The sequence below is a fragment of the Enterobacter sp. 940_PEND genome (genome assembly GCF_001059415.1).
In the GTDB taxonomy this organism is placed as follows: Bacteria; Pseudomonadota; Gammaproteobacteria; order Enterobacterales; family Enterobacteriaceae; genus Enterobacter; species Enterobacter cloacae_M.
This window is the reverse complement of record NZ_JUMS01000006.1, coordinates 190,765-213,751: the sequence shown is the minus strand read 5'-3', so window position 1 is coordinate 213,751 and position 22,987 is coordinate 190,765. Positions and strand designations below refer to the sequence as shown.

26 protein-coding genes are annotated in these 22,987 nt (G+C 56.1%); 18 read left to right on the top strand and 8 right to left on the bottom strand.

The features are described 5' to 3' along the window. Nucleotides 1-23 precede the first annotated feature (23 nt). From ADJ24_RS02275 to hisP, 6 genes are all read left to right on the top strand, one after another. On the top strand, nucleotides 24-593 hold the full coding sequence (locus ADJ24_RS02275) for a UbiX family flavin prenyltransferase (protein WP_023312561.1): 570 nt from the start codon (nucleotides 24-26) through the stop codon (nucleotides 591-593). Between the two features lie 291 nt (nucleotides 594-884). Then, nucleotides 885-1,667: a lysine/arginine/ornithine ABC transporter substrate-binding protein ArgT gene (gene argT / locus ADJ24_RS02270; RefSeq protein ID WP_023312560.1), complete on the top strand. Its 783-nt coding sequence runs from the start codon at nucleotides 885-887 to the stop codon at nucleotides 1,665-1,667. A gap of 226 nt (nucleotides 1,668-1,893) precedes the next feature. Then, entirely contained in the window at nucleotides 1,894-2,676 is a 783-nt protein-coding gene (gene hisJ, locus ADJ24_RS02265) for a histidine ABC transporter substrate-binding protein HisJ (RefSeq protein WP_023312559.1), read from the top strand. A gap of 88 nt (nucleotides 2,677-2,764) precedes the next feature. After that, nucleotides 2,765-3,451, top strand: a complete 687-nt coding sequence (locus tag ADJ24_RS02260) for a histidine ABC transporter permease HisQ (RefSeq protein ID WP_014832782.1) — start codon at nucleotides 2,765-2,767, stop codon at nucleotides 3,449-3,451. Continuing rightward, nucleotides 3,448-4,164: an ABC transporter permease gene (locus ADJ24_RS02255; protein ID WP_008502590.1), complete on the top strand. Its 717-nt coding sequence runs from the start codon at nucleotides 3,448-3,450 to the stop codon at nucleotides 4,162-4,164. Before ADJ24_RS02260 ends, ADJ24_RS02255 begins: the two co-directional genes overlap by 4 nt. An 8-nt stretch (nucleotides 4,165-4,172) precedes the next feature. After that, nucleotides 4,173-4,946 carry a histidine ABC transporter ATP-binding protein HisP gene (gene hisP / locus ADJ24_RS02250; RefSeq protein ID WP_023312558.1) on the top strand — a complete coding sequence of 258 codons (774 nt, stop codon included), beginning with the start codon at nucleotides 4,173-4,175 and terminating at the stop codon, nucleotides 4,944-4,946. 110 nt (nucleotides 4,947-5,056) lie between these two features. On the opposite strand, the gene ADJ24_RS02245 is transcribed toward hisP, so the two are convergent. The 4 genes from ADJ24_RS02245 to yfcG all read right to left on the bottom strand — a co-directional run bounded on the left by ADJ24_RS02245 (nucleotide 5,057) and on the right by yfcG (nucleotide 7,591). Then, on the bottom strand, nucleotides 5,057-5,566 hold the full coding sequence (locus tag ADJ24_RS02245; RefSeq protein WP_023312557.1) for a GNAT family N-acetyltransferase: 510 nt from the start codon (nucleotides 5,564-5,566) through the stop codon (nucleotides 5,057-5,059). Between the two features lie 44 nt (nucleotides 5,567-5,610). Beyond that, nucleotides 5,611-6,504 carry a TIGR01777 family oxidoreductase gene (locus tag ADJ24_RS02240; protein ID WP_023312556.1) on the bottom strand — a complete coding sequence of 298 codons (894 nt, stop codon included), beginning with the start codon at nucleotides 6,502-6,504 and terminating at the stop codon, nucleotides 5,611-5,613. A 13-nt stretch (nucleotides 6,505-6,517) separates the two neighbouring features. Further along, entirely contained in the window at nucleotides 6,518-6,886 is a 369-nt protein-coding gene (folX, locus tag ADJ24_RS02235) for a dihydroneopterin triphosphate 2'-epimerase (RefSeq protein WP_023312555.1), read from the bottom strand. 75 nt (nucleotides 6,887-6,961) lie between these two features. Beyond that, on the bottom strand, nucleotides 6,962-7,591 hold the full coding sequence (gene yfcG, locus ADJ24_RS02230) for a GSH-dependent disulfide bond oxidoreductase (protein WP_023312554.1): 630 nt from the start codon (nucleotides 7,589-7,591) through the stop codon (nucleotides 6,962-6,964). A 141-nt stretch (nucleotides 7,592-7,732) separates the two neighbouring features. Between yfcG and yfcF the strand changes: the two genes are divergently transcribed. The 3 genes from yfcF to yfcD are packed head-to-tail and all read left to right on the top strand — an operon-like array spanning nucleotide 7,733 to nucleotide 9,595. Continuing rightward, entirely contained in the window at nucleotides 7,733-8,377 is a 645-nt protein-coding gene (yfcF, locus tag ADJ24_RS02225) for a glutathione transferase (RefSeq protein WP_023312553.1), read from the top strand. 56 nt (nucleotides 8,378-8,433) lie between these two features. After that, nucleotides 8,434-8,985, top strand: coding sequence for a phosphodiesterase (gene yfcE, locus ADJ24_RS02220; RefSeq protein WP_023312552.1), 552 nt, complete (start codon nucleotides 8,434-8,436; stop codon nucleotides 8,983-8,985). A 55-nt stretch (nucleotides 8,986-9,040) separates the two neighbouring features. Beyond that, nucleotides 9,041-9,595 carry an NUDIX hydrolase YfcD gene (gene yfcD / locus ADJ24_RS02215; RefSeq protein WP_023312551.1) on the top strand — a complete coding sequence of 185 codons (555 nt, stop codon included), beginning with the start codon at nucleotides 9,041-9,043 and terminating at the stop codon, nucleotides 9,593-9,595. Between the two features lie 3 nt (nucleotides 9,596-9,598). On the opposite strand, the gene ADJ24_RS02210 is transcribed toward yfcD, so the two are convergent. Next, nucleotides 9,599-10,618 carry a LacI family DNA-binding transcriptional regulator gene (locus ADJ24_RS02210; protein WP_023312550.1) on the bottom strand — a complete coding sequence of 340 codons (1,020 nt, stop codon included), beginning with the start codon at nucleotides 10,616-10,618 and terminating at the stop codon, nucleotides 9,599-9,601. A 234-nt stretch (nucleotides 10,619-10,852) separates the two neighbouring features. Here ADJ24_RS02210 and ADJ24_RS02205 point away from each other — a divergent pair, with 234 nt between their 5' ends. The 5 genes from ADJ24_RS02205 (at nucleotide 10,853) to ADJ24_RS02185 (ending at nucleotide 14,835) form a co-directional block, all read left to right on the top strand. After that, entirely contained in the window at nucleotides 10,853-11,296 is a 444-nt protein-coding gene (locus ADJ24_RS02205) for a PTS sugar transporter subunit IIA (protein WP_023312549.1), read from the top strand. An 80-nt stretch (nucleotides 11,297-11,376) separates the two neighbouring features. Next, nucleotides 11,377-11,649 (top strand): PTS sugar transporter subunit IIB, encoded by a 273-nt coding sequence (locus ADJ24_RS02200; protein ID WP_003861447.1) that lies wholly within the window; start codon nucleotides 11,377-11,379, stop codon nucleotides 11,647-11,649. A gap of 21 nt (nucleotides 11,650-11,670) precedes the next feature. Continuing rightward, on the top strand, nucleotides 11,671-13,062 hold the full coding sequence (locus tag ADJ24_RS02195) for a PTS ascorbate transporter subunit IIC (RefSeq protein WP_023312548.1): 1,392 nt from the start codon (nucleotides 11,671-11,673) through the stop codon (nucleotides 13,060-13,062). After that, nucleotides 13,059-13,889 carry a transketolase gene (locus tag ADJ24_RS02190; RefSeq protein WP_023312547.1) on the top strand — a complete coding sequence of 277 codons (831 nt, stop codon included), beginning with the start codon at nucleotides 13,059-13,061 and terminating at the stop codon, nucleotides 13,887-13,889. The genes ADJ24_RS02195 and ADJ24_RS02190 overlap by 4 nt, the downstream gene beginning before the upstream one ends. Beyond that, on the top strand, nucleotides 13,882-14,835 hold the full coding sequence (locus ADJ24_RS02185; protein WP_023312546.1) for a transketolase family protein: 954 nt from the start codon (nucleotides 13,882-13,884) through the stop codon (nucleotides 14,833-14,835). Before ADJ24_RS02190 ends, ADJ24_RS02185 begins: the two co-directional genes overlap by 8 nt. A gap of 74 nt (nucleotides 14,836-14,909) precedes the next feature. Here the strand turns inward: ADJ24_RS02185 and pta are convergent, their stop codons facing one another. Together pta and ackA are read right to left on the bottom strand one after the other, a co-directional pair. Further along, nucleotides 14,910-17,051 (bottom strand): phosphate acetyltransferase, encoded by a 2,142-nt coding sequence (gene pta, locus ADJ24_RS02180; RefSeq protein ID WP_023312545.1) that lies wholly within the window; start codon nucleotides 17,049-17,051, stop codon nucleotides 14,910-14,912. A gap of 76 nt (nucleotides 17,052-17,127) precedes the next feature. Next, complete coding sequence (ackA, locus tag ADJ24_RS02175; protein WP_023312544.1) at nucleotides 17,128-18,330, bottom strand: acetate kinase; 1,203 nt, start codon at nucleotides 18,328-18,330, stop codon at nucleotides 17,128-17,130. Between the two features lie 337 nt (nucleotides 18,331-18,667). On the opposite strand from ackA, the gene yfbV reads away from it, so the two are divergent. The 4 genes from yfbV to ADJ24_RS02155 all read left to right on the top strand — a co-directional run bounded on the left by yfbV (nucleotide 18,668) and on the right by ADJ24_RS02155 (nucleotide 22,289). Next, nucleotides 18,668-19,123 carry a terminus macrodomain insulation protein YfbV gene (gene yfbV / locus ADJ24_RS02170; protein ID WP_023312543.1) on the top strand — a complete coding sequence of 152 codons (456 nt, stop codon included), beginning with the start codon at nucleotides 18,668-18,670 and terminating at the stop codon, nucleotides 19,121-19,123. Between the two features lie 92 nt (nucleotides 19,124-19,215). Further along, nucleotides 19,216-19,710 carry a YfbU family protein gene (locus tag ADJ24_RS02165; RefSeq protein ID WP_023312542.1) on the top strand — a complete coding sequence of 165 codons (495 nt, stop codon included), beginning with the start codon at nucleotides 19,216-19,218 and terminating at the stop codon, nucleotides 19,708-19,710. A gap of 11 nt (nucleotides 19,711-19,721) precedes the next feature. After that, nucleotides 19,722-20,381 carry a sugar phosphatase gene (locus ADJ24_RS02160; RefSeq protein ID WP_023312541.1) on the top strand — a complete coding sequence of 220 codons (660 nt, stop codon included), beginning with the start codon at nucleotides 19,722-19,724 and terminating at the stop codon, nucleotides 20,379-20,381. A 75-nt stretch (nucleotides 20,382-20,456) separates the two neighbouring features. Beyond that, on the top strand, nucleotides 20,457-22,289 hold the full coding sequence (locus tag ADJ24_RS02155; RefSeq protein ID WP_023312540.1) for an SLC13 family permease: 1,833 nt from the start codon (nucleotides 20,457-20,459) through the stop codon (nucleotides 22,287-22,289). Between the two features lie 81 nt (nucleotides 22,290-22,370). Here ADJ24_RS02155 and yfbR read toward each other — a convergent pair whose 3' ends face one another. Further along, a complete protein-coding gene (gene yfbR, locus ADJ24_RS02150) occupies nucleotides 22,371-22,970 on the bottom strand; it encodes a 5'-deoxynucleotidase (protein WP_023312539.1) in 600 nt (199 codons plus the stop codon). Between the last annotated feature and the right edge of the window lie 17 nt (nucleotides 22,971-22,987).

Here is a 22,987-nt window from a genome sequence, read left to right as displayed (position 1 = left end):
TGAAATCAGTAAGGGCGAAAATCATGAAACGACTCATTGTTGGGCTCAGCGGCGCCAGCGGCGCGATTTACGGCGTACGTTTGTTACAGGTTCTGCGTAGCGTGGCGGAAGTCGAGACCCATCTGGTGATGAGCCAGGCGGCGCGGCAGACCCTCTCTCTGGAAACCGATCTCTCCCTGCGCGATGTTCAGGCACTGGCAGACGTGGTTCACGATGCCCGTGATATCGCCGCCAGCATCTCCTCAGGCTCGTTTAAAACAGCCGGCATGGTTATCCTGCCCTGTTCCATTAAAACGCTCTCCGGCATTGTGAACAGCTATACCGACACCCTGGTAACGCGTGCGGCGGATGTGGTGCTGAAGGAGCGTCGTCCCTTGGTGCTTTGCGTGCGGGAAACGCCGCTGCACCTCGGCCATCTGCGCTTAATGACGCAGGCTGCGGAGCTGGGGGCCGTCATCATGCCGCCGGTACCGGCGTTTTATCATCGCCCGACCTCGCTGGATGACGTGATTAATCAGACCGTCAACCGCGTGCTGGATCAGTTTGACATCGACCTGCCTGAAGATCTCTTCACCCGCTGGCAAGGGGCCTGATTCTGTGCACAAACAGAGTGCATGAAAAGAGACGTTGCCCTGTTTCAGGGCAATTATGCAACGGCGATCATATCCTCGACATTTAATTCGTTTTTTCCCTTTTTCTCTTTCCGGTTCGTTCGGCAGACCTGCTATCTTTCACCATTAAGGCAATATCGCAACGTTTTATTAACATATTTAACGTCGAAGTTTTGACCAGACGGCAATGTGGCATAAGACCTGCAAGATGAAGCCTGCAACACAACACACAACACAATACATAATAAAATCACGGTACTTGAGGGTAAATGTATGAAGAAGACGGTTCTGGCTCTGTCTTTGCTCGTGGGGTTAAGTGCGGCGGCAGGTAGCTACGCAGCGCTTCCACAGACGGTTCGTATCGGTACAGACGCAACCTACGCGCCATTCTCTTCCAAGGATGCGAAAGGCGATTTCGTGGGGTTTGATATCGATCTGGGAAATGAAATGTGCAAACGCATTGCGGTGAAATGCACATGGGTGGGCAGCGACTTTGACGCGTTAATCCCGTCGCTGAAAGCCAAGAAAATCGACGCCATTATCTCTTCTCTCTCCATCACCGAAAAACGCCAGCAGGAGATTGCCTTCTCTGACAAGCTCTACGCCGCGGATTCTCGCCTGATTGCGCCGAAAGGCTCCCCGATTAAGCCCACCATCGACTCGCTGAAAGGCAAGCATGTTGGCGTGCTTCAGGGTTCGACGCAGGAAGGTTATGCCAATGCGACCTGGCGCGAGAAGGGCGTCGACGTGGTGGCTTACCAGAACCAGGATCTGATCTACTCTGACCTGGCCGCAGGCCGTCTGGATGCGGCATTCCAGGATGAAGTCGCCGCGAGCGAAGGCTTCCTGAAACAGCCTGCGGGTAAAGACTATGCGTTTGCTGGCCCGTCGGTAAAAGACAAAAAATACTTTGGTGACGGCACCGGTATTGGCCTGCGCAAGGATGATACCGAGCTGAAAGCCGCCTTCGACAAAGCCTTTGCAGAGCTGCGTAAAGACGGGACTTACGACAAACTGGCGAAGAAATACTTCGACTTCAACGTATACGGTGAATAATACCTGGCGCTAACGCACCGCAAAGGTGCGTTGCGGGAGTGGTTGACCCAATGCGGTGCATTTGTTGCACCGTATTGGATCGCTTTGTGCATACTTACGCATTTATAATGCAAAAATTCCCGCCTGAAGGGCATTAGTCTTTGCCTGACAGAGGGGATTGATGGCACATTAGCACCACCCCGTCGTCGTAAAAATCCCGTATGAAGACAGTTTGTTGAGGACAAATATGAAAAAACTCGTGTTGTCACTATCTCTGGTACTGGCCTTTTCCAGCGCCACCGCGTTATTCGCAGCCATTCCGCAGAAAATTCGAATTGGTACCGATCCAACCTATGCGCCGTTTGAATCAAAGAATTCAAAGGGTGAACTGGTGGGTTTTGACATCGATCTGGCTAATGAGCTGTGCAAACGCATCAAAGCACAGTGTACCTACGTTGAGAACCCGCTGGATGCGCTGATCCCATCCCTGAAAGCGAAAAAAATCGACGTGATCATGTCCTCGCTCTCCATCACCGAAAAACGCCAGCAGGAGATTGCCTTCACCGACAAACTCTACGCGGCCGATTCTCGTCTGGTGGTGGCTAAAGCTTCTGATATTCAGCCAACGCTGGAGTCGCTGAAAGGCAAACGCGTCGGCGTGCTGCAGGGCACCACGCAGGAAACCTACGGCAACGAACACTGGGCGCCGAAGGGGATTGAAATCGTCTCCTATCAGGGTCAGGAAAATATCTACGCTGACCTGACGGCAGGCCGAATTGATGCGGCATTCCAGGATGAAGTTGCGGCAAGCGAAGGCTTCCTGAAAACGCCGGTGGGTAAAGATTACAAGTTTGGCGGCCCGTCTATTAAGGACGTGAAGTTGTTTGGTGTGGGCACCGGTATGGGCCTGCGCAAAGAAGACAACGAGCTGCGTGAGGCGCTGAACAAAGCGTTTGCTGAAATGCGCGCTGACGGCACCTACGACAAGCTGGCGAAAAAGTACTTTGATTTTAATGTTTACGGCGGCTAATCGCCCCGTCAAATAACGTGCGGCCCCTCCCGATGTGGGAGGGGAAAAGACACGGTTCCACCACTCACGATACGACAGGGCTCGCGGTATGCTGTACGGATTTTCTGGCGTTATTTTACAGGGCGCGCTTGTCACCCTTGAGCTGGCTATCAGCTCCGTGGTGCTGGCGGTGCTGATAGGTCTGGCGGGCGCAGGGGCGAAGCTTTCGGCTAACAAACCGCTGGCGCTCATATTTGAAGGCTACACCACGCTTATTCGCGGCGTTCCCGATCTGGTGCTGATGCTGCTTATCTTTTACGGTCTGCAGATTGCGCTGAACAGCGTAACGGACGCGATGGGCATGGGACAAATTGATATCGACCCGATGGTGGCCGGTATTATTACCCTGGGTTTTATCTACGGTGCCTACTTCACCGAAACCTTCCGTGGTGCCTACATGGCCGTGCCGAAAGGCCATATTGAGGCGGCAACCGCATTTGGTTTTACCTCTTCACAAACGTTTCGTCGGATTATGTTCCCGGCCATGATGCGTTATGCGCTCCCGGGCATCGGCAACAACTGGCAGGTTATCCTCAAAGCGACAGCGCTGGTCTCGCTGCTCGGTCTGGAAGACGTCGTGAAAGCGACTCAGCTGGCGGGCAAGAGCACCTGGGAGCCGTTCTACTTTGCGGTGGTCTGCGGCGTGATTTATCTGGTCTTTACGACCGTCTCCAATGGTGTGCTGCTTCTGCTCGAGCGTCGCTACTCCGTGGGTGTGAAGAGGGCTGACCTGTGATTGAGATTATTCAGGAATACTGGAAGTCGCTGCTGTGGACGGATGGCTACCGCTTTACCGGCGTGGCGATTACGCTCTGGCTGCTGATCTCCTCCGTGGTGATGGGCGGCATTCTGGCGGTGTTTCTTGCCATTGGCCGCGTATCGAACAATAAATTTATCCAGTTCCCGATCTGGCTGTTCACCTACGTGTTTCGCGGTACGCCGCTGTACGTGCAGCTGCTGGTGTTCTATTCGGGGATGTATACGCTGGAGATCGTAAAAGGCACTGAGATGCTGAATGCGTTCTTCCGCAGCGGCCTGAACTGTACGGTGCTGGCGTTGACGCTCAACACCTGCGCCTACACCACCGAGATTTTCGCCGGAGCAATTCGCTCTGTCCCTTACGGTGAGATTGAAGCGGCGCGCGCGTACGGCTTTTCCTCAGTGAAGCTTTATCGCTGCATTATTCTGCCGTCGGCGCTGCGTATCGCACTACCGGCGTACAGTAACGAAGTGATTTTGATGCTGCACTCTACCGCGCTCGCCTTTACCGCGACGGTGCCGGATCTGCTCAAAATTGCGCGCGATATTAACTCCGCGACCTATCAGCCGTTTACCGCGTTTGGCATTGCGGCGGTGCTCTATTTAATTATCTCTTATGTTCTGATTAGCCTGTTCCGTAAGGCTGAAAAACGCTGGTTGCAGCATATAAAACCTTCTTCGACGCACTGAGAAAGATGATGGCTGAGAACAAATTAAACGTTATTGATTTGCACAAACGCTACGGCGAACATGAAGTGCTGAAAGGGGTGTCGCTGCAGGCGAATGCGGGCGACGTGATCAGTATCATCGGCTCATCCGGCTCGGGTAAAAGCACCTTCCTGCGCTGCATTAACTTCCTCGAAAAGCCGAGTGAAGGCTCGATTGTGGTGAGCGGGCAGAATATTAACCTGGTCCGTGACAAAGACGGCCAGCTGAAGGTCGCGGATAAACACCAGCTGCGACTGCTGCGTACGCGCCTGACGATGGTGTTCCAGCACTTCAACCTCTGGAGCCACATGACGGTGCTGGAGAACGTGATGGAAGCGCCGATTCAGGTGCTGGGCCTGAGCAAGCAGGAAGCCCGCGAGCGCGCGGTGAAATACCTTGCGAAAGTGGGTATCGACGAGCGCCAGCAGATGAAATACCCGGTGCATCTCTCCGGCGGTCAGCAGCAGCGTGTCTCTATCGCGCGCGCGCTGGCGATGGAGCCCGAAGTGCTGCTGTTTGACGAACCGACCTCCGCGCTGGACCCTGAACTCGTTGGCGAAGTGCTGCGCATCATGCAGAAGCTGGCCGAAGAGGGCAAAACGATGGTGGTGGTGACGCACGAGATGGGCTTCGCCCGAAACGTCTCGAACCACGTCATCTTCCTGCATCAGGGGAAAATTGAAGAGCAGGGGCACCCGGACGAAGTGCTGGCGAACCCGCAAAGCCCGCGTTTGCAGCAGTTCCTCAAAGGATCTCTGAAGTAAAGAGGGCATCAGCCCGCAGTGCAGCCCAATCGCCCGGTGGCGCTTCGCTTACCGAGCCTGCGGGCTGGATGTTCTCCCTCTCCCTGTGGGAGAGGGCTGGGGTGAGGGTATCAGACCGCACCGCACTCCAGCCGATACACCCAGTCGTCATAGCGCACGCCGTCAATTTCATACGCCTTTTCCAGCACCTGCGTACGCACAAACCCTGCTTTCTCCAGCACGCGCACCGAACCGCCGTTGTCCGCCAGGACGTACGCGTTAATCGCCTTTACGCCGGTCTGGTTGAACGCATAATCACACACCGCGCGCAGCGCCTCGCTGGCAATCCCTTTTCCCTGCGCGGCAGGCACAACCGTATAGCCGATATCGGCCTCTTCACTATTCTCAGGGCTGATTTGCAGGCCAATATCGCCCAGCGGCGTATCGTCCTCCAGAGAGCGGATCACGAAGACATGCTCCGCCATCAGCCGCGCGGCAAACACGCGGCGGGTCTCTTTTTCCGGCGCGATGGCGGCCATGTAGCGCATGATGCTGCGATCTTCACGCAGCGAGCGGAAGAAAGCCCAGTCAGTGGGTTCGAAAGGAGTGAGGTGAAGCCGGGGTGTGGTGATCGTTGCCATTGTTACGCCATATCTTCGGAACATCGCCTGTCACTGTAACATATTCACCGCACAACATCCCCCAGCGCCTCTTCTAATTCATACCAGCGGAACGCAAACCCGGCCGCTTCCAGCCGTTTTGGCAGCGCCCGCTGCCCGCCTAATACCAGCACAGACGCTTCACCCATCATCAGGCGAATGACCGTGGCAGGCACACGCAATATCGCCGGGCGGTGCAGGGTATGCCCCAGCGCGTGGGCAAACTGTTCGTTACGTACCGGATACGGCGCAACCATGTTAAACGGCCCGCGCAGATCGTTATCCAGCAGCCAGAGAATCCCGTTGACCATATCGTCGATATGGATCCACGCCAGGTACTGACGACCATTGCCGATGGGGCCGCCGAGTCCGAGCCGGAAAGGGGGAAGCATCTTCGCCAGAATACCGCCTTTAGGCGCAAGCACGACGCCGGTCCGCAGCAGGCAGACGCGGGTGCGATCGCTCTGCGCCGCACAGGCGATACGCTCCCACTGGGCGCAAAGCTTGTGGGTAAACTCGTTATGCGGCGGCTCTTCCTCGGTCACCACCACCTCACCGAGATCGCCGTAATAGCCTACCGCTGAACCCGAAATCAGCACCGAAGGCGGGGTATGGCTATTGCGGATCATCTCGACCAGCTTTTCGGTAATGTTCCACCGGCTGCTGCATAACAGCTGTTTTTGCTCTTCCGTCCAGCGCTTATCGGCGATGGGTTCACCCGCGAGGTTAATGACGGCGTCGAAGCCGTCCAGATTTTGCTGATCGGCCAGATTTTTCCAGATATCGATACCCGCCCCCAGCACCTGGCGCGCTTTCTCCGGGCTGCGCGTGACCACGGTAATGTCGTGATGCAAGGCCTGCAGACGCGCAATGAGGTGACGACCAATAAGGCCCGTGCCGCCGGTCAGCAAAATCTTCATACAACCTCCAGGGTTACGCCTGGCGTCGCCAGCTTAGCGTCATGGAGACGGAATCGGCGTAGCGCAGGGCGTGAAGTTTATCGATCTCAACTTCAGCATAAGTGACCCAGTGATGTTCGCGTGCGATATCGAGCACATCCTGAGTTAATTTTTCCAGCAGAGAGAAGCGGTTATTCTCCACGTATTGAATGATGTTTTTGGTAATTGTGCGGTAGTTCAGCGCGTCGTTGATGTCTTCGCTGGCCCGCGCTTTGTCTGCGGGATAGTGAATTACCACGTTAATGACAATATCCTGACGGTTGGCGATCTCTTCCTCTTTGATACCGATGAAGGTACGTAAGCGTAAATTTTTTATGCGAATAATAGCGTCTGGCTGTGACATTGCAGGTCTTCTCCGTGTCAGTATTTCACGCTCATCATACATGAGAGGCTCGCGGGCACCCAGCCTCATAGAGGGTTAAATCTGCTGGATTTTTTGCATCGCCCGCTCGGTGGCCGGGCGGGTCCGAATGCGCTCAAACCAGTTATTCACCGCCGGGTAAGCGGCCAGGTCAATTCGGTGTTTTTCATGCGTATTCACCCACGGCCAGCAGGCGATATCGGCAATACTGTAATGATCGCCCCCGAGCCACGGCGTTTTCTTCAGCCGACGGTTCAGAACGTCATACAGCCGTTGAGTCTCAACCTGATAGCGTTCGATCGCGTAGGGAATGGGCTGCGGGGCGTAAGCGGTAAAATGATGATTTTGCCCCAGCATGGGCCCCAGCCCGCTTGCCTGCCAGAAGAGCCATTGCAGGGTATGGTGACGCTCGCGCAGTTCGCCGCTCAGCAGTTTGCCGGTTTTCTCCGCCAGGTAGAGCAAAATTTCACCGGATTCAAACAGGCTCAGCGGCCTGCCCCCGTCCGCCGGCTGGTTATCAATAATGGCCGGGATTTTATTATTCGGCGAGATAGCCAGAAAGAGAGGGCTGAACTGTTCGCCTTTGCTGATATCCACGCGAATGATCCTGTAATCCAGCTCGGCTTCTTCAAGAAAGAGGGTGATCTTATGGCCGTTTGGGGTAGGGGCGTAATAAAGGTCGATCATTCTCAACTCCTGTCCATGCGAATAGTGGTGCCATGACAAATGAGTATAGGTGGTTGTTGTAAATCGTGAGTTTTCATCAAGTGACAGCGACGCAAAGAGATTATATGTTGAGTAAAAACCCGATCAGCCGATGAGGATGTTATGAACCAGCCCGTAATCACGTTGTGGTCCGATGCGAATTTCTTTTCTCCCTATGTTATGAGCGTATACGTTGCGCTGGCCGAAAAAGGACTCACTTTTACGCTGAAGACCGTTGATCTCGACGGCGGTGAGCATCTCAAGCCACAGTGGCAGGGTTACGACCTGACCCGACGCGTGCCGGTGCTGGAGATTGACGGTTTTGCCCTGAGCGAATCGTCGGCGATTGATGAATATCTGGAAGATCGGTTCGCGCCGCCCGAGTGGGAGCGGATCTATCCGCACGACCTGCAAAAACGCGCGCGGGCGCGGCAGATCCAGGCGTGGCTGCGAAGCGATCTGGTGCCAATTCGCGTGGAACGCTCAACGGACGTCGTGTTCGCCGGGGTGAAAAAGCCAGCGCTCAGCGCTGAAGGTCGTGAAAGCGCGCAAAAACTCATTGAAACCGCCACCTCGCTCCTCGCACACGGCAACCCGAACCTGTTCGGCGAGTGGTGCATTGCCGACGCCGATCTTGCGTTGATGCTAAACCGCCTGATCCTCAACGGCGATGAGGTGCCGCAGCTGCTGGTGGATTATGCCGCGTTTCAGTGGCAGCGTGCCTCCGTGCAGCGCTATGTGGCACTATCTGCCAGGCGCGCGGGCTGATAAGCCCGGACGCTTCAGGTATGATGGGGGCAGTCTGTTTTCCCGAGGAGTGACTGATGAAACTGATGTTTGCGTCGGATATCCATGGATCGCTGCCCGCTACCGAGCGTGTCCTTTCCCTGTTTGCACAAAGCGGCGCGCAGTGGCTGATTATACTGGGGGATGTGCTCAACCACGGCCCGCGCAACGCGCTGCCGGACGGCTACGCTCCGGCGCAGGTCGCGGAAAAGCTCAACCCGTACGCCTCACGAATCATCGCCGTTCGCGGCAACTGCGACAGCGAAGTGGACCAGATGCTGCTGCATTTTCCCCTTACCGCGCCATGGCAGCAGGTGCTGCTGGAACAAAGCCGCCTGTTCCTGACGCACGGGCATCTTTTTAGCCCGGATAATCTCCCGGCGCTCGCGGCTGGCGATGTCCTGGTTTACGGTCATACTCATATTCCGGTTGCTGAAAAGCGCGGTGAGATTTATCACTTCAACCCGGGATCGGTCAGCATACCGAAAGGCGGTTATCCAGCGAGCTATGGCATGCTGGATGGAAATACCCTGCGCGTTATCGCACTTAATGATCAGCAAGTTATTGCGCAGGTAGCGATTAATCCGTAAGTTACACCTCAACTGCAAACGCGCCGAAAGAGCGCTTAGAAGAGAAGGTTTCCCGATGGTGGAGCAGAGTCATTTGGCAAGTACAGAGTGGGTTGACATTGTCAGCGAAGAGAATGAAGTGATCGCGCAGGCCAGCCGCGAACAAATGCGTGCGGAGCGTCTGCGCCACCGCGCAACGTACATCGTTGTGCATGACGGTATGGGCAAAATTCTGGTCCAGCGCCGCACGGACACCAAAGATTTTCTCCCGGGTATGCTGGATGCCACCGCAGGCGGTGTTGTCCAGGCAGATGAAGTGCTGCTGGATTCCGCGCGTCGAGAAGCAGAAGAAGAGTTAGGTATCGCCGGCGTGCCGTTTGCCGAGCACGGCCAGTTCTATTTCGAAGACGAAAACTGCCGCGTCTGGGGCGGGCTGTTTAGCTGCGTCTCCCACGGGCCGTTCGCTCTGCAGGAAGAAGAGGTGAGTGAAGTCAGCTGGATGACGCCGGAAGAGATCACCGCGCGCTGCGACGAGTTCACGCCGGATTCGTTAAAAGCGCTGGCGCTGTGGATGACCCGCAACGCCAAAAACGAATCGACCAAATCAGAGAAAGAGGAAGAGGCTGAGTAATATTCAGCAACTTTCTCTCAGACACAGACTGGACGCGATGGGCTTTTGATCGCGCCAGTCACCGTCATTCAGACGCTCCAGCAACGCTTTCCCGGCTTCAATTCCAATCTTACGATGCGGCACCGCCATCGTCGTCAGCGGCGGCTGACAGACGCGGCTCACGTCGCTATCGCCAAAACCTACCACCGCCAGGTCGTCCGGCACCTTGATTCGCCTGCGCTGGCACTCGTACAGCGCCCCGCAGGCCAGCTCGTCTGAGACGCATACCAGCGCATCCAGCTCCGGCCACGCCAGCAGGAATTCAGGCAGCTGTGCCGCGCCTGTCGAGAAGCTTGGCGGCATCGCCGCGTTAATGACCCGGGTTGGCGACATATGGTGGCGAAGCATGGCTTTGTACCAGCCCTGCAGATGCTGCTGGAAAATCCACTGCTCCTGGTTGGCGCACAGCAGGCCAATATTTTGGTAGCCGCGCTTAATCACCATTTCCGTGAGTTCATACATGGCCGCTACGTTATCAATCCCGATATTCATATCAATCGGGTCGGCGCGCATGGCGCCCATCTCCATCACCGGAATGGAGGCGTTTTTCAGCCAGTGGCGAACGGTATCGGTATGTTCAACGCTGAGCAGGATAGCGGCGGCAATATTCGACGCCAGCAGCGTTTCCAGCAACTTCTCCTCCTGCTCAAGACGATGCTGGGACTCTGCCAGCATGATCTGATACCCGGCAGGCTGTAGCACCTGCTGTAGCCCGGCGAACATCTCCGAGCAGCCGGCTTCGGAGAGGTTAGGCACCACCATGGCTATCGTCCACGACGACGCCGAGGCAAGCGCGCTGGCGGCAAGATTCGGCATATAACCCAGCTCCTGCACGGCAGCTTCAATTTTTTCTCGTAGTTTATCGGAAACCTGTTCGGGCGTGCGGAGTGCACGGGACACGGTCATCGTGCCCACACCGGCAAGCTGTGCGACATCGGCGAGTGTCACTTTACCAGTACTGCGCCGTTTTCGGGTTAGAGACATACACCTTCCTGCTGACCAGACGCGTTCTTCATTTCCTTCGCTTCACGTGACAGGCAGTATACGCCTTAAATCCCTTTTTTTGCTGTGATTTAGCGCCGTGATTGCAATTTGATAGCGCTATCACATTTCTGCATGTTAAGTATTGGTAGCGCTATCTTTGTGATCGCGATCGCAGTCATCCAGCGATGTGTTGAATAAAGTTTGCTCATCTTTAGCGTGTAGCGGGAGTGAAAAGTGCTCAAAAAATGGATATATGATACAACCATCACGCTGCAGGATAGCGTGGAAAACTGGCCGCAGGCGCTGGAGCTGTGCGCGAAGCCGCTTCTGGATTTGCAGGTGATTGAGCCTGAATACGTCACGGCCATCATCCAGCAGCACCACGCGTTAGGACCCTATTATGTGCTGGCACCAGGGCTGGCGATGCCGCATGCGCGGCCGGAGGAAGGCGCCAAAGGACTGGGGTTGTCTTTATTAAAACTAAAACAGGGCGTCTCGTTTGGTGCCGGTGAGTTTGACCCTGTCGATGTGATTATTATGCTCGCGGCACCGGATAAACATAGCCATATCGAAATGATATCCGCACTCGCAGAATTATTTTCCAGCGACGAGGATATGGAGAAACTGCATCAGGCGAATACCCTGGAGGAAATTAAAACGATTATTGACCGCTTCTGATTTAATTCTTTAATCCGATTATTCACAACATTACGCGACAGCGTGATGGGGCGTGCTCTACTCAAAATAAGGGGACAACAATGAAAATCATGGCTATTTGCGGCTCCGGCCTGGGCAGCAGTTTTATGGTCGAAATGAATATTAAAAAGGTGCTTAAAAAACTGGAGATTGAGGCTGAGGTTGAACATTCCGATCTCTCCTCGGCCACGCCGGGCGCGGCCGATCTGTTCGTGATGGCAAAAGACATTGCGGCCAGCGCCAGCGTGCCGGAAAGCCAGCTGGTGGTGATTAACAACATCATCGACATCAACGAACTTGAAGCGCAGTTGCGCGCCTGGTTCGAAAGACAATAACCCTGATAAGGCGAGGTGGATATGTTTATCCTTGAAACGCTGAATTTCGTTGTTGATATTTTAAAAGTCCCTTCGGTGCTGGTCGGCTTAATTGCGCTTATTGGTCTGGTTGCGCAGAAAAAAGCGTTTTCGGACGTGGTGAAAGGGACGATTAAAACCATTCTCGGCTTTATTGTGCTGGGCGGCGGCGCTACGGTGCTGGTGGGGTCATTAAATCCTTTGGGCGGTATGTTTGAGCACGCCTTTACGATTCAGGGCATTATTCCAAACAATGAAGCGATTGTGTCAATTGCGCTGGAGAAATACGGTGCAGCGACCGCGCTGATTATGGCCTTCGGCATGGTGGCGAATATTATCGTCGCGCGCTTTACCCGCCTGAAGTACATCTTCCTGACCGGACACCACACGTTTTACATGGCGTGCATGATTGGCGTGATCCTGACGGTAGCGGGCTTTGAGGGCGTGGGCCTGGTCTTTACCGGCTCGCTGATCCTCGGCCTGATCATGGCCTTCTTCCCGGCGATTGCACAGCGCTACATGAAGCGCATTACCGGCAACGATGAGATTGCATTCGGCCACTTCGGCACGCTGGGCTACGTGCTGTCCGGCTGGATTGGCAGCAAGGTCGGCAAAGGCTCCCGCTCAACCGAAGAGATGAACCTGCCGAAGAACCTGAGCTTCCTGCGCGACAGCTCGATCTCGATCTCCCTGACCATGATGATTATCTACCTGATCATGGCGGTGAGCGCCGGACGTGAGTACGTGGAGGCCACCTTCAGCGGCGGTCAGAATTACCTGGTCTACGCCATCATCATGGCGATCACCTTCGCGGCGGGCGTGTTCATCATCCTGCAGGGCGTACGCCTGATTCTGGCGGAGATCGTTCCGGCCTTTACCGGCTTCTCGGAGAAACTGGTGCCGAACGCGCGTCCTGCGCTGGACTGCCCGGTGGTGTATCCGTATGCGCCAAACGCGGTGCTGATTGGCTTCCTGTTCAGCTTCCTCGGCGGGATTGTAGGGTTGTTCATCTGCGGTCAGTTTAGCTGGGTGCTGATCCTCCCGGGCGTCGTGCCGCACTTCTTCACCGGCGCAACGGCGGGCGTGTTCGGTAACGCCACCGGCGGACGCCGCGGGGCAATGATTGGCGCCTTTGCTAACGGCCTGTTGATCACCTTCCTGCCGGTCCTGCTGCTGCCGGTGCTGGGCGCCATTGGCTTTGCCAACACCACCTTCTCGGACGCCGACTTCGGCGCGGTCGGGATTGTCCTCGGCAACCTGGCGCGCTTCCTGTCGCCGCTTGCCATCACCGGACTGGTTGTGGCGTTGTTCGCGCTGCTGGTGGCGTACAACGTCTTCGCGAAAAACAAACCTGCGGGCGGTAACGCGCAGGAAAACACCGGAGCCAAATCATGAATGAGAAAGAGATAACCGAACTCGCGCGTCAGATCCGTCTTGAGACGCTGAAATCCCTGACGCAGCTGGGCTTTGGGCACTATGGCGGCAGTATGTCGGTGGTCGAAACCCTGGCCGTGCTGTACGGCGCGGTGATGAAAATCGACCCGGCGGATCCGGACTGGCCGGAGCGAGACTATTTTGTCCTGTCGAAAGGCCATGCGGGACCAGCGCTCTACAGCACGCTGGCGATCAAGGGCTACTTCCCGGTGGAAGAGCTGAGCACCCTGAACCAGAACGGCACGCGCCTGCCAAGCCACCCGGACCGTCTGAAAACGCGCGGCGTGGACGCCACCACCGGTTCGCTGGGGCAGGGGATCTCCATTGCCGGCGGTATGGCGCTTTCGCACAGGCTGGCGGGGCGACCGAATCGCGTCTTCTGCATCGTCGGTGACGGCGAGCTGAACGAGGGGCAGTGCTGGGAAGCCTTCCAGTTTATTGCCCACCATCGCCTGAACAACCTGACGGTGTTCGTGGACTGGAACAAACAGCAGCTCGACGGCGAGCTGGACGAGATCATCAGCGCGTTCGACCTGGAGGGGAAATTCCGCGCCTTTGGCTTTGACGTGGCGACGGTGAAGGGCGACGACATCCCGGGCCTGCTGGCGGTGACGTTGCGGGTCCCGGCTGCCGACGCGCGTCCGTTAGTCGTCATCCTCGACAGCATCAAAGGGCAGGGGGTGCCGTACCTGGAACAGCTCAGCAACTCGCACCACCTGCGGTTGACCACGGAGAGCAAAGCGGCCCTCAACGAGACGATTCGCCAACTGGAGGCTTCACATGATTAAGGTTGCACCGGCAGGAGAGAAAGACGCCGTTGAGATGCGTAAGGTCTACGCGGGCTTTGTGGCAAAGCAGATTGAGGCGGGAAGCGAGATTATCGCCCTGGAAGCGGATCTGATGAGCTCGATGGCGATGGACGGCGTGGCGCGCGATTATCCGCAGCACGTGATTAACTGCGGCATTATGGAGGCCAACGTCATCGGCACGGCGGCGGGGCTGTCGCTTACCGGGCGTAAACCGTTCGTTCATACCTTCACCGCGTTTGCCAGCCGTCGCTGCTTCGACCAGCTGTTTATGTCCCTGGACTATCAGCGCAACAACGTGAAGGTGATTGCCTCGGATGCGGGCGTGACGGCCTGCCATAACGGCGGAACACATATGTCGTTTGAGGATATGGGCATCGTACGCGGTCTGGCGCATTCGGTGGTGCTGGAGGTGACCGACGCGGTGATGTTTGAGGACGTGCTGCGCCAGCTTATCGACCTCGAAGGCTTTTACTGGGTACGCACCATCCGCAAGCAGGCACCGAGCGTGTACGCCCCGGGCTCAACCTTCACCATCGGCAAAGGTAACGTGCTGCGCGAAGGAACCGATATTACCCTGATTGCCAACGGCATCATGGTGGCGGAAGCGCTGGAGGCGGCGCGCCAGCTTGAGCAGGAGGGGGTAAGCGCGGCGGTCATCGACATGTTTACCCTGAAGCCCATCGACCGGATGCTTGTGAAAAACTACGCCGAGAAAACCGGGCGCATCGTCACCTGTGAAAACCACAGTATTCACAACGGGCTGGGATCGGCGGTGGCGGAAGTCCTGGTGGAAACCTGCCCGGTACCGATGCGGCGGGTGGGCGTCAAGGAGCGTTACGGACAGGTGGGGACGCAGGATTTCCTGCAGAAGGAGTATGGCCTGACGGCACATGACATTGTATCGGCGGCGCGAGAGCTGCTATAAATAAAAAAGGCGACCCGTTAAGTGGTCGCCTTTTTGTTGCCCGGTAAGCGCTAGCGCCACCGGGCTTTTTAACATTACTGCTGCTGCGAAGACTGGATCGCGGTCAGAGCGATGGTATAGACGATATCGTCTACCAGCGCGCCACGAGACAGGTCGTTCACAGGTTTGCGCATGCCCTGCAGCATTGGCCCGATGGAGATCAGGTCTGCTGAACGCTGCACCGCTTTATAGGTGGTGTTACCGGTGTTCAGATCCGGGAAGATGAACACGGTAGCGCGACCTGCAACCGGCGAGTTCGGCGCTTTGGATTTCGCAACGTCGGCCATCACGGCGGCGTCGTACTGCAGCGGACCGTCGATCATCAGGTCAGGGCGTTTTTCCTGCGCCAGACGGGTCGCTTCACGCACTTTCTCTACGTCGCTACCAGCACCAGAGGTACCGGTGGAGTAGGAGAGCATCGCTACGCGCGGTTCGATACCGAAGGCAATCGCGGAGTCCGCGGACTGGATAGCGATTTCTGCCAGCTGCTCTGCGGTTGGATCCGGGTTGATCGCGCAGTCGCCGTAAACGTAAACCTGTTCAGGCAGCAGCATGAAGAACACGGAAGAAACCAGAGAGCTGCCCGGTGCAGTTTTGATCAGCTGCAGCGGTGGGCGGATGGTGTTCGCCGTGGTGTGAACCGCACCGGAAACCAGACCGTCAACTTCGTCCTGCTCCAGCATCAGCGTGCCCAGCACCACGTTGTCTTCCAGCTGTTCGCGCGCAACGGCTTCGGTCATGCCCTTGCTCTTACGCAGCTCAACCAGACGGGCAACGTAGCTCTCGCGAACCACTTCAGGGTCAACGATTTCGATGCCAGCGCCCAGCTCAACGCCCTGAGACGCCGCAACGCGGGTGATCTCATCCGGGTTACCCAGCAGAACGCAGGTCGCGATGCCGCGCTCTGCACAGATAGCAGCTGCTTTAACGGTACGTGGTTCGTCGCCTTCTGGCAGAACAACGCGTTTGCCCGCTTTACGCGCCAGCTCGGTCAGCTGATAACGGAATGCTGGAGGAGACAGGCGGCGGCTGCGCTCGGAGGTTGCAGTCAGGGACTCGATCCAGTCTGCGTTGATGTAGCCCGCTACGTATTCCTGAACTTTCTCGATACGCTCGTGGTCATCAACCGGCACTTCAAGGTTGAAGCTCTGCAGGCTCAGGGAGGTCTGCCAGGTGTTGGTGTTCACCATGAAGACCGGCAGGCCGGTAGCAAACGCGCGTTCGCACAGCTTGCTGACGCGTGGGTCCATCTCGTAGGCACCGGTCAGCAGGATCGCACCGATTTCCACGCCGTTCATTGCGGCCAGGCAGGCTGCAACCAGAACGTCAGGACGGTCTGCGGAGGTCACCAGCAGGGAACCAGCGCGGAAGTGTTCCAGCATGTGCGGAATGCTGCGTGCACAGAAGGTTACGGACTTCACGCGGCGGGTGTTGATGTCGCCTTCGTTAACGATGGTGGCGTTCAGGTGACGCGCCATATCGATTGCACGGGTGGCAATCAGATCGAAGCTCCATGGCACCGCGCCCAGAACCGGAAGCGGGCTGGATTCCTGCAGCTTAGCCGGGTCAACTTTGATGACTTTCGCTTTGGAAGAGTCATCGAAGATCTCGGACAGGTCAGGGCGAGTACGGCCCTGCTCATCCACCGGTGCGTTCAGCTTGTTCACGATCACGCCGGTGATGTTGGTGTTTTTCGCGCCGCCGAAGCTGCTGCGCGTCAGTTCGATACGCTCGTTCAGCTGCTCTGGGGTGTCGGTGCCCTGAGACATCACGAAAACGATCTCTGCGTTCAGGGTTTTCGCGATTTCAAAGTTCAGAGACTGGGCAAACTGGTGTTTGCGCGTCGGGACCAGACCTTCAACCAGCACCACTTCCGCGTCTTGCGCGTTAGCATGGTAGTTGGCGATGATCTCTTCCATCAGCACGTCTTTCTGGTTGCTGGACAGCAGAGATTCAACGTGGCTCATCTTCAGCGGTTCAGCCGCTGGCAGATTGGAGTTCTTGCGAACGATGGTGGTGGTCTGGTCTGGCGCATCGCCACCGGCACGTGGCTGGGCAATTGGCTTAAAGACGCTCAGACGAACGCCTTTGCGTTCCATAGCACGGATAACGCCAAGGCTGACGCTGGTCAGGCCGACGCTGGTTCCGGTAGGGATCAGCATAATAGTACGGGACACGGTTTATCCTCTTTCGTTACCGCCGCAATTGGGCGGGTTACAAAACAGCACCGCCAGCATTGCTGGCGGTGTGGAATCAGGCAGTCAGGCGGTGCGCGTCTTGCGCAATGACCAGTTCTTCGTTAGTTGGGATAACGAGAGCAGGGCGGGTGCCTTCTTTGTTGATGAAGCCAGACTTGCCGAAGCGGGCAGCCAGGTTACGCTCGTGATCAACGTCGAAGCCCAGAACGCCCAGTTTGCCCAGGGACAGTTCACGAACCATTGCCGCGTTCTCACCGATACCACCGGTGAAGATAACCGCGTCCAGACGGCCTTCCATCAGCGCAGTGTAAGAGCCGATGTACTTCGCCAGACGGTGGCAGTAAACGTCCATTGCACGTTTAGCGTCTTCTTTCTCTGCGTAGTTGTCTTCAACGTAACGGCAGTCGCTGGTGACTTCGGTCAGACCCAGCAGGCCAGACTCTTTAGTCAGCATTTTGTTGATCTGGTCAACGCTCATGCCCAGGGTGTCGTGCAGGTGGAAGATGATCGCCGGGTCGATGTCACCGGAACGAGTACCCATCACCAGACCTTCCAGCGGGGTCAGACCCATGGAAGTATCAACACATTTACCGTTGCGGATAGCGGAAACAGAACCACCGTTGCCCAGGTGGCAGGTGATGATGTTCAGTTCTTCAACCGGCTTGTTCAGAACTTTTGCGGCTTCCTGAGTCACATAGAAGTGGCTGGTGCCGTGCGCGCCGTAGCGACGTACGCCGTGTTCTTTGTACAGGCTGTATGGCAGGGCATAGAGGTAAGACTCTTCCGGCATGGTCTGATGGAACGCGGTGTCGAATACGGCCACGTTTTTGTCTTTCAGATTCGGGAAGGATTTCAGCGCTTCAGCGATACCGATCAGGTGAGCCGGGTTGTGCAGCGGTGCGAAGGACGCAGAGTCCTTGATGCCCTGGATCACAGATTCGTCGATGACGACGGAGCTGGTGTATTTTTCGCCGCCGTGGACGATACGGTGACCAATCGCAGTCAGCTGAGCAGACAGTTCTGGTTTTTGTGCCAGAATAGTGTTAACGATAAAGTTCAGCGCTTCACTGTGAGCGGCTCCTGCACCTAAAGCCGCTTCTTGTTTGCTGCCGTCCATCTTCCACTTGATACGTGCTTCAGGCAGATGGAAACATTCGGCCAAACCAGAGAGGTATTCGTCACCGTTGAGCGCATCGATGATGGCGAATTTCAGTGAGGAGCTACCGCAGTTCAGAACCAGTACTAACTTACTCGACATGGAAGTACCTATTATTGATACGTGGCTAAAAAAACGTCAGTGAGTCTAACAGCGTAACGCATGATGACGCAGACATTTATGATTAACATCATGCCAAACGAACATTGTGGCATGATGGAAGAAATAACTATGATTTTATGCCATTTTGCACAATTTTCAGCCAATGGCATAATATGCAATAATTTGACGAGTTAATGATTCTCGTCTAAGGCCCTATCAGGCTGGCACAGGATACCCGATACGGGGTAGAGATGACAAAATATTTTGAACGTTGTCATAGCTTGTTGTGGTTTTGCACGAAAATTTTAATTTTTATATGTGAAGTTGAGGTACAGCCATGTCGACACCAGAGAACCCGTCCGTAAATTTCTTTAGTCTGTTTCGTCGGGGACAGCATTACGCAAAGACGTGGCCGATGGAAAAGCGCCTTGCGCCGATGTTCATTGAGAATCGCACCATTCGCGCCACGCGCTATGCGATTCGCTTTATGCCGCCAGTCGCTGTCTTTACGCTGTGCTGGCAGATTGCGTTGGGCGGCCAGCTTGGCCCTGCCGTCGCGACGGCGCTCTTCGCATTAAGCCTGCCGATGCAGGGCCTGTGGTGGTTAGGTAAACGCTCCATCACGCCACTTCCCCCATCTATTTTACACTGGTTTTATGAAGTGCGCGGAAAACTGGAGGAGGCCGGGCAGGCGCTAGCCCCGGTTGAAGGCAAGCCGGACTACCAGGCGCTGGCGGACACGTTAAAGCGCGCTTTTAAGCAACTGGATAAAACATTCCTCGATGACTTGTGATTGATCATCGAAACGACGACGAAAAGAAGGCACAGTAACAATCAGTTACCGTGTCTTTTTTTTAAAGTGCAATGCGCTACAGGAGTCGAAAGATGGAAATGACCCATGCTCAACGTCTGATTTTGTCTAACCAGTACAAGATGATGACTATGCTTGATCCCGATAACGCTGCGCGCTACAGCCGCCTGCAAACCATCGTCGAACGCGGTTTTGGTTTGCAAATGCGCGAACTGGACCGCGAGTTTGGCGAGCTGAAAGAAGAAACCTGTCGCATCGTGATCGACATTATGGAGATGTATCACGCTCTGCACGTCTCCTGGACGAATCTCAAAGATCAGCAGTCCATTGACGAGCGCCGCGTGACTTTCTTAGGCTTTGATGCCGCAACGGAAGCGCGTTATCTGAGCTATGTTCGCTTTATGGTGAATACAGAAGGGCGTTATACCCACTTTGACGCGGGCACCCACGGCTTCAACGCGCAGACCCCAATGTGGGAAAAATATCAGCGTATGCTAAGCGCGTGGCACGCCTGCCCGCGTCAGTACCATTTAAGCAGCAACGAAATTCAACAAATCATTAATGCCTGACGGAGGTGCGTGTGCAGTGTAGAGGTTTTCTGTTTGATCTGGACGGTACGCTGGTGGATTCGCTGCCGGTTGTGGAGCGTTCGTGGTGCCATTGGGCTGACCGACATGGCATCGGCCATCAGGACGTGCTGAATTTTATCCATGGCAAACAGGCCATCACCTCGCTACGGCACTTCCTGGCCGGACGCTCTGAGGACGAAATTCAGGCGGAGTTCAAATACCTGGAACATATTGAAGCCACGGATACGGACGGCATTACTGCGTTACCGGGCGCGCGCGAACTGCTTGAGCATCTGAACGAGGCGCAGATCCCGTGGGCTATCGTCACCTCAGGCTCCATTCCCGTCGCCCACGCCCGTCATAAGGCGGCAGGTTTACCGAAGCCGGAAGTGTTTATCACTGCGGAGCGCGTAAAGCGCGGTAAACCGGAGCCCGACGCGTTTTTACTGGGCGCTGAACTGCTGGGCCTCGCGCCCACAGAGTGCGTGGTGGTGGAAGATGCGGCCGCTGGTGTACTGGCCGGGCTGAACGCCGGAAGCCACGTTATCGCCGTTAACGTTCCGGCGGGATCTCCCCGTCTGGAGGAGGCAGACTTTGTGCTGGATTCACTGACGGCGCTGGCCGTATCGAAAGCCTCTGACGGGGTTGTAACCGTCTCGCTAAAAATGTAATCACATGATATAGCCCCACATTGCTGGGGCTTTTTTATGGCAAAATTCCTCATCCCCCACTGACAAGGACATGTTGTGAACGGTGAACTGATTTGGGTCCTGAGCCTGCTTTTAATCGCCATCCTTCTTTTTGCAACGGGCAAGGTGCGCATGGACGCCGTCGCCTTGTTTGTCATCGTCGCGTTTGTGCTGAGCGGTACGCTCACGCTGCCGGAAGCCTTCTCCGGGTTTAGCGATCCCAACGTTATCCTGATTGCCGCCCTGTTTATTATCGGTGATGGGCTGGTGCGTACCGGCGTGGCAACCATCATGGGGTCGTGGCTGGTCAAGGTGGCGGGCAGCAGCGAAACCAAAATGCTGATCTACCTGATGGTGACCGTCGCCGGGCTGGGGGCGTTTATGAGCTCAACGGGCGTGGTCGCCATCTTTATTCCGGTGGTGCTGAGCGTCTCCATGCGGATGCAGATCTCGCCGTCGCGCCTGATGATGCCCCTGAGTTTTGCCGGTTTGATCAGCGGAATGATGACGCTGGTGGCAACGCCGCCGAACCTGGTCGTCAACAGCGAGCTTATCCGGGAAGGATTTCAGGGCTTCAGTTTTTTCAGCGTCACCCCGCTTGGGCTGGTCATTCTGGTGTTGGGCGTGGTCTACATGCTGCTGACCCGGTTTGCCCTGAAAGGTGAAAAACAGGACAAAAATAAAGAAGGGTGGAAGCGACGCACCTTCCGCGATCTGATTAAAGAGTACCGTCTCACCGGGCGCGCGCGCCGTCTGGCTATTCGCCCCGGCTCGCCGATGGTGGGACAGCGTCTTGACGACCTGAAGCTGCGTGAGCGCTATGGCGCGAACGTGATCGGCGTGGAGCGCTGGCGTCGTTTTCGCCGGGTGATCGTCAACGTCAACGGGGTGTCGGAATTCCGCGCGCGGGACGTCCTGCTGATTGATATGTCCACCGCGGACGTGGATCTGCGCGAGTTTTGCAGCGAACAGCTGCTGGAACCGATGGTGCTGCGCGGGGAGTATTTCTCCGATCAGGCGCTGGATGTCGGCATGGCCGAAGTATCGCTGATCCCGGAATCGGAACTGCTGGGCAAAACCGTGCGGGAAATGGGATTCCGAACCCGCTATGGCCTGAATGTCGTGGGGCTGAAGCGCGATGGCGTGGCGATGGAAGGGGCGGTGGTGGATGAGCCGATCCTGCTGGGCGATATCTTCCTGGTTGTCGGTAACTGGAAGCTGATAAGCCAGCTCGGGCAAAAAGGGCGCGATTTTGTGGTACTCAACATGCCTGTCGAGGAGAGCGACGCCTCCCCGGCGCACAGCCAGGCGCCCCACGCGATTTTTTGTCTGGTGCTGATGGTGGCGCTGATGCTGACCGATGAAATCCCCAATCCGGTCGCGGCAATCATCGCCTGCCTGTTGATGGGGAAATTCCGCTGCATTGACGCCGAAAGCGCCTATAAAGCCATTCACTGGCCGAGCATTATCCTCATTGTCGGGATGATGCCCTTCGCCCTGGCGCTGCAAAAAACCGGCGGGGTGGATCTGATTGTTAAAGGCTTAATGGACGTTGGCGGCGGGTATGGGCCGTACATGATGCTGGTCTGTCTGTTTATCATGTGCGCCACCATCGGTCTGTTTATCTCCAACACCGCGACGGCGGTACTGATGGCGCCGATTGCGCTGGCGATGGCCAAATCCATGGGCGTGTCGCCGTATCCCTTTGCGATGATGGTCGCAATGGCGGCCTCCGCGGCGTTTATGACGCCAGTTTCTTCACCGGTGAATACGCTGGTGCTGGGGCCCGGGAATTATAGGTTCAGTGATTTCGTGAAGCTGGGCGTGCCGTTCACCGTGCTGGTGATGGTGGTGTGCGTGGTATTGATACCGGTTCTGTTCCCGTTCTGATAATTTTGCCGGGTGGCGACTGCGCCTTACCCGGCCAACAACCCGTAGGCCCTGCAAGCGCAGCGCTGTGGGGCAAACAGATTACAACGGTGAATCCTGGCTGATCTCATCCAGAGACAGATGGAAGCTCGGCACAAACACCTGCATAAAATAGTCCATCTCTTCGCTGCGGCGGGATTCCAGCGTTTTTTCCAGACGCGTTTTCGCCAGTAAAAATTCGTTATTCCCTGCAGACAGCTCTTCCAGGCACTTCAGGTAGGCGCAGAGCGCGTCGGCCTGTTTGACCAGCGACTTTTCATCTTCCGTGTACTGATGCTCATCGATGAGCGGCTCAAAGATGTCGCGCAACTCGTCCGGCACCATGTCAATCAGCTTCTGCTGGGCAATCTTTTCGATGGCCTTGTATTCCTGCGCAATCTGCGAGTTGAAATATTTCACCGGCGTGGGCAGGTCGCCGGTCAGCACTTCTGACGCATCGTGGTACATCGCCAGCAGGGCAATGCGCTCTGGATTGACCTGACCGTTGAATTTACGGTTTTTAATAGCGGCCAGCGCGTGAGCGACCATCGCAACCTGCAGACTGTGCTCTGAGACATTTTCCGTGCGGACATTGCGCATCAGCGGCCAGCGGTTGATGAGTTTCAGGCGGGAGAGGTGGGCAAAGAAATGACTCTGACTCATAGGTTACCTTTTGTCTT

Coding starts and splice junctions, on each gene's coding strand:
- ADJ24_RS02275 (WP_023312561.1), top strand. CDS start 24: ATGAAACGACTCATTGTTGGGCTCAGCGGCGCCAGCGGCGCGATTTAC.
- argT (WP_023312560.1), top strand. CDS start 885: ATGAAGAAGACGGTTCTGGCTCTGTCTTTGCTCGTGGGGTTAAGTGCG.
- hisJ (WP_023312559.1), top strand. CDS start 1,894: ATGAAAAAACTCGTGTTGTCACTATCTCTGGTACTGGCCTTTTCCAGC.
- ADJ24_RS02260 (WP_014832782.1), top strand. CDS start 2,765: ATGCTGTACGGATTTTCTGGCGTTATTTTACAGGGCGCGCTTGTCACC.
- hisP (WP_023312558.1), top strand. CDS start 4,173: ATGGCTGAGAACAAATTAAACGTTATTGATTTGCACAAACGCTACGGC.
- ADJ24_RS02245 (WP_023312557.1), bottom strand. CDS start 5,566: ATGGCAACGATCACCACACCCCGGCTTCACCTCACTCCTTTCGAACCC.
- ADJ24_RS02240 (WP_023312556.1), bottom strand. CDS start 6,504: ATGAAGATTTTGCTGACCGGCGGCACGGGCCTTATTGGTCGTCACCTC.
- folX (WP_023312555.1), bottom strand. CDS start 6,886: ATGTCACAGCCAGACGCTATTATTCGCATAAAAAATTTACGCTTACGT.
- yfcG (WP_023312554.1), bottom strand. CDS start 7,591: ATGATCGACCTTTATTACGCCCCTACCCCAAACGGCCATAAGATCACC.
- yfcF (WP_023312553.1), top strand. CDS start 7,733: ATGAACCAGCCCGTAATCACGTTGTGGTCCGATGCGAATTTCTTTTCT.
- yfcE (WP_023312552.1), top strand. CDS start 8,434: ATGAAACTGATGTTTGCGTCGGATATCCATGGATCGCTGCCCGCTACC.
- yfcD (WP_023312551.1), top strand. CDS start 9,041: ATGGTGGAGCAGAGTCATTTGGCAAGTACAGAGTGGGTTGACATTGTC.
- ADJ24_RS02210 (WP_023312550.1), bottom strand. CDS start 10,618: ATGTCTCTAACCCGAAAACGGCGCAGTACTGGTAAAGTGACACTCGCC.
- ADJ24_RS02200 (WP_003861447.1), top strand. CDS start 11,377: ATGAAAATCATGGCTATTTGCGGCTCCGGCCTGGGCAGCAGTTTTATG.
- ADJ24_RS02195 (WP_023312548.1), top strand. CDS start 11,671: ATGTTTATCCTTGAAACGCTGAATTTCGTTGTTGATATTTTAAAAGTC.
- ADJ24_RS02190 (WP_023312547.1), top strand. CDS start 13,059: ATGAATGAGAAAGAGATAACCGAACTCGCGCGTCAGATCCGTCTTGAG.
- ADJ24_RS02185 (WP_023312546.1), top strand. CDS start 13,882: ATGATTAAGGTTGCACCGGCAGGAGAGAAAGACGCCGTTGAGATGCGT.
- ackA (WP_023312544.1), bottom strand. CDS start 18,330: ATGTCGAGTAAGTTAGTACTGGTTCTGAACTGCGGTAGCTCCTCACTG.
- yfbV (WP_023312543.1), top strand. CDS start 18,668: ATGTCGACACCAGAGAACCCGTCCGTAAATTTCTTTAGTCTGTTTCGT.
- ADJ24_RS02165 (WP_023312542.1), top strand. CDS start 19,216: ATGGAAATGACCCATGCTCAACGTCTGATTTTGTCTAACCAGTACAAG.
- yfbR (WP_023312539.1), bottom strand. CDS start 22,970: ATGAGTCAGAGTCATTTCTTTGCCCACCTCTCCCGCCTGAAACTCATC.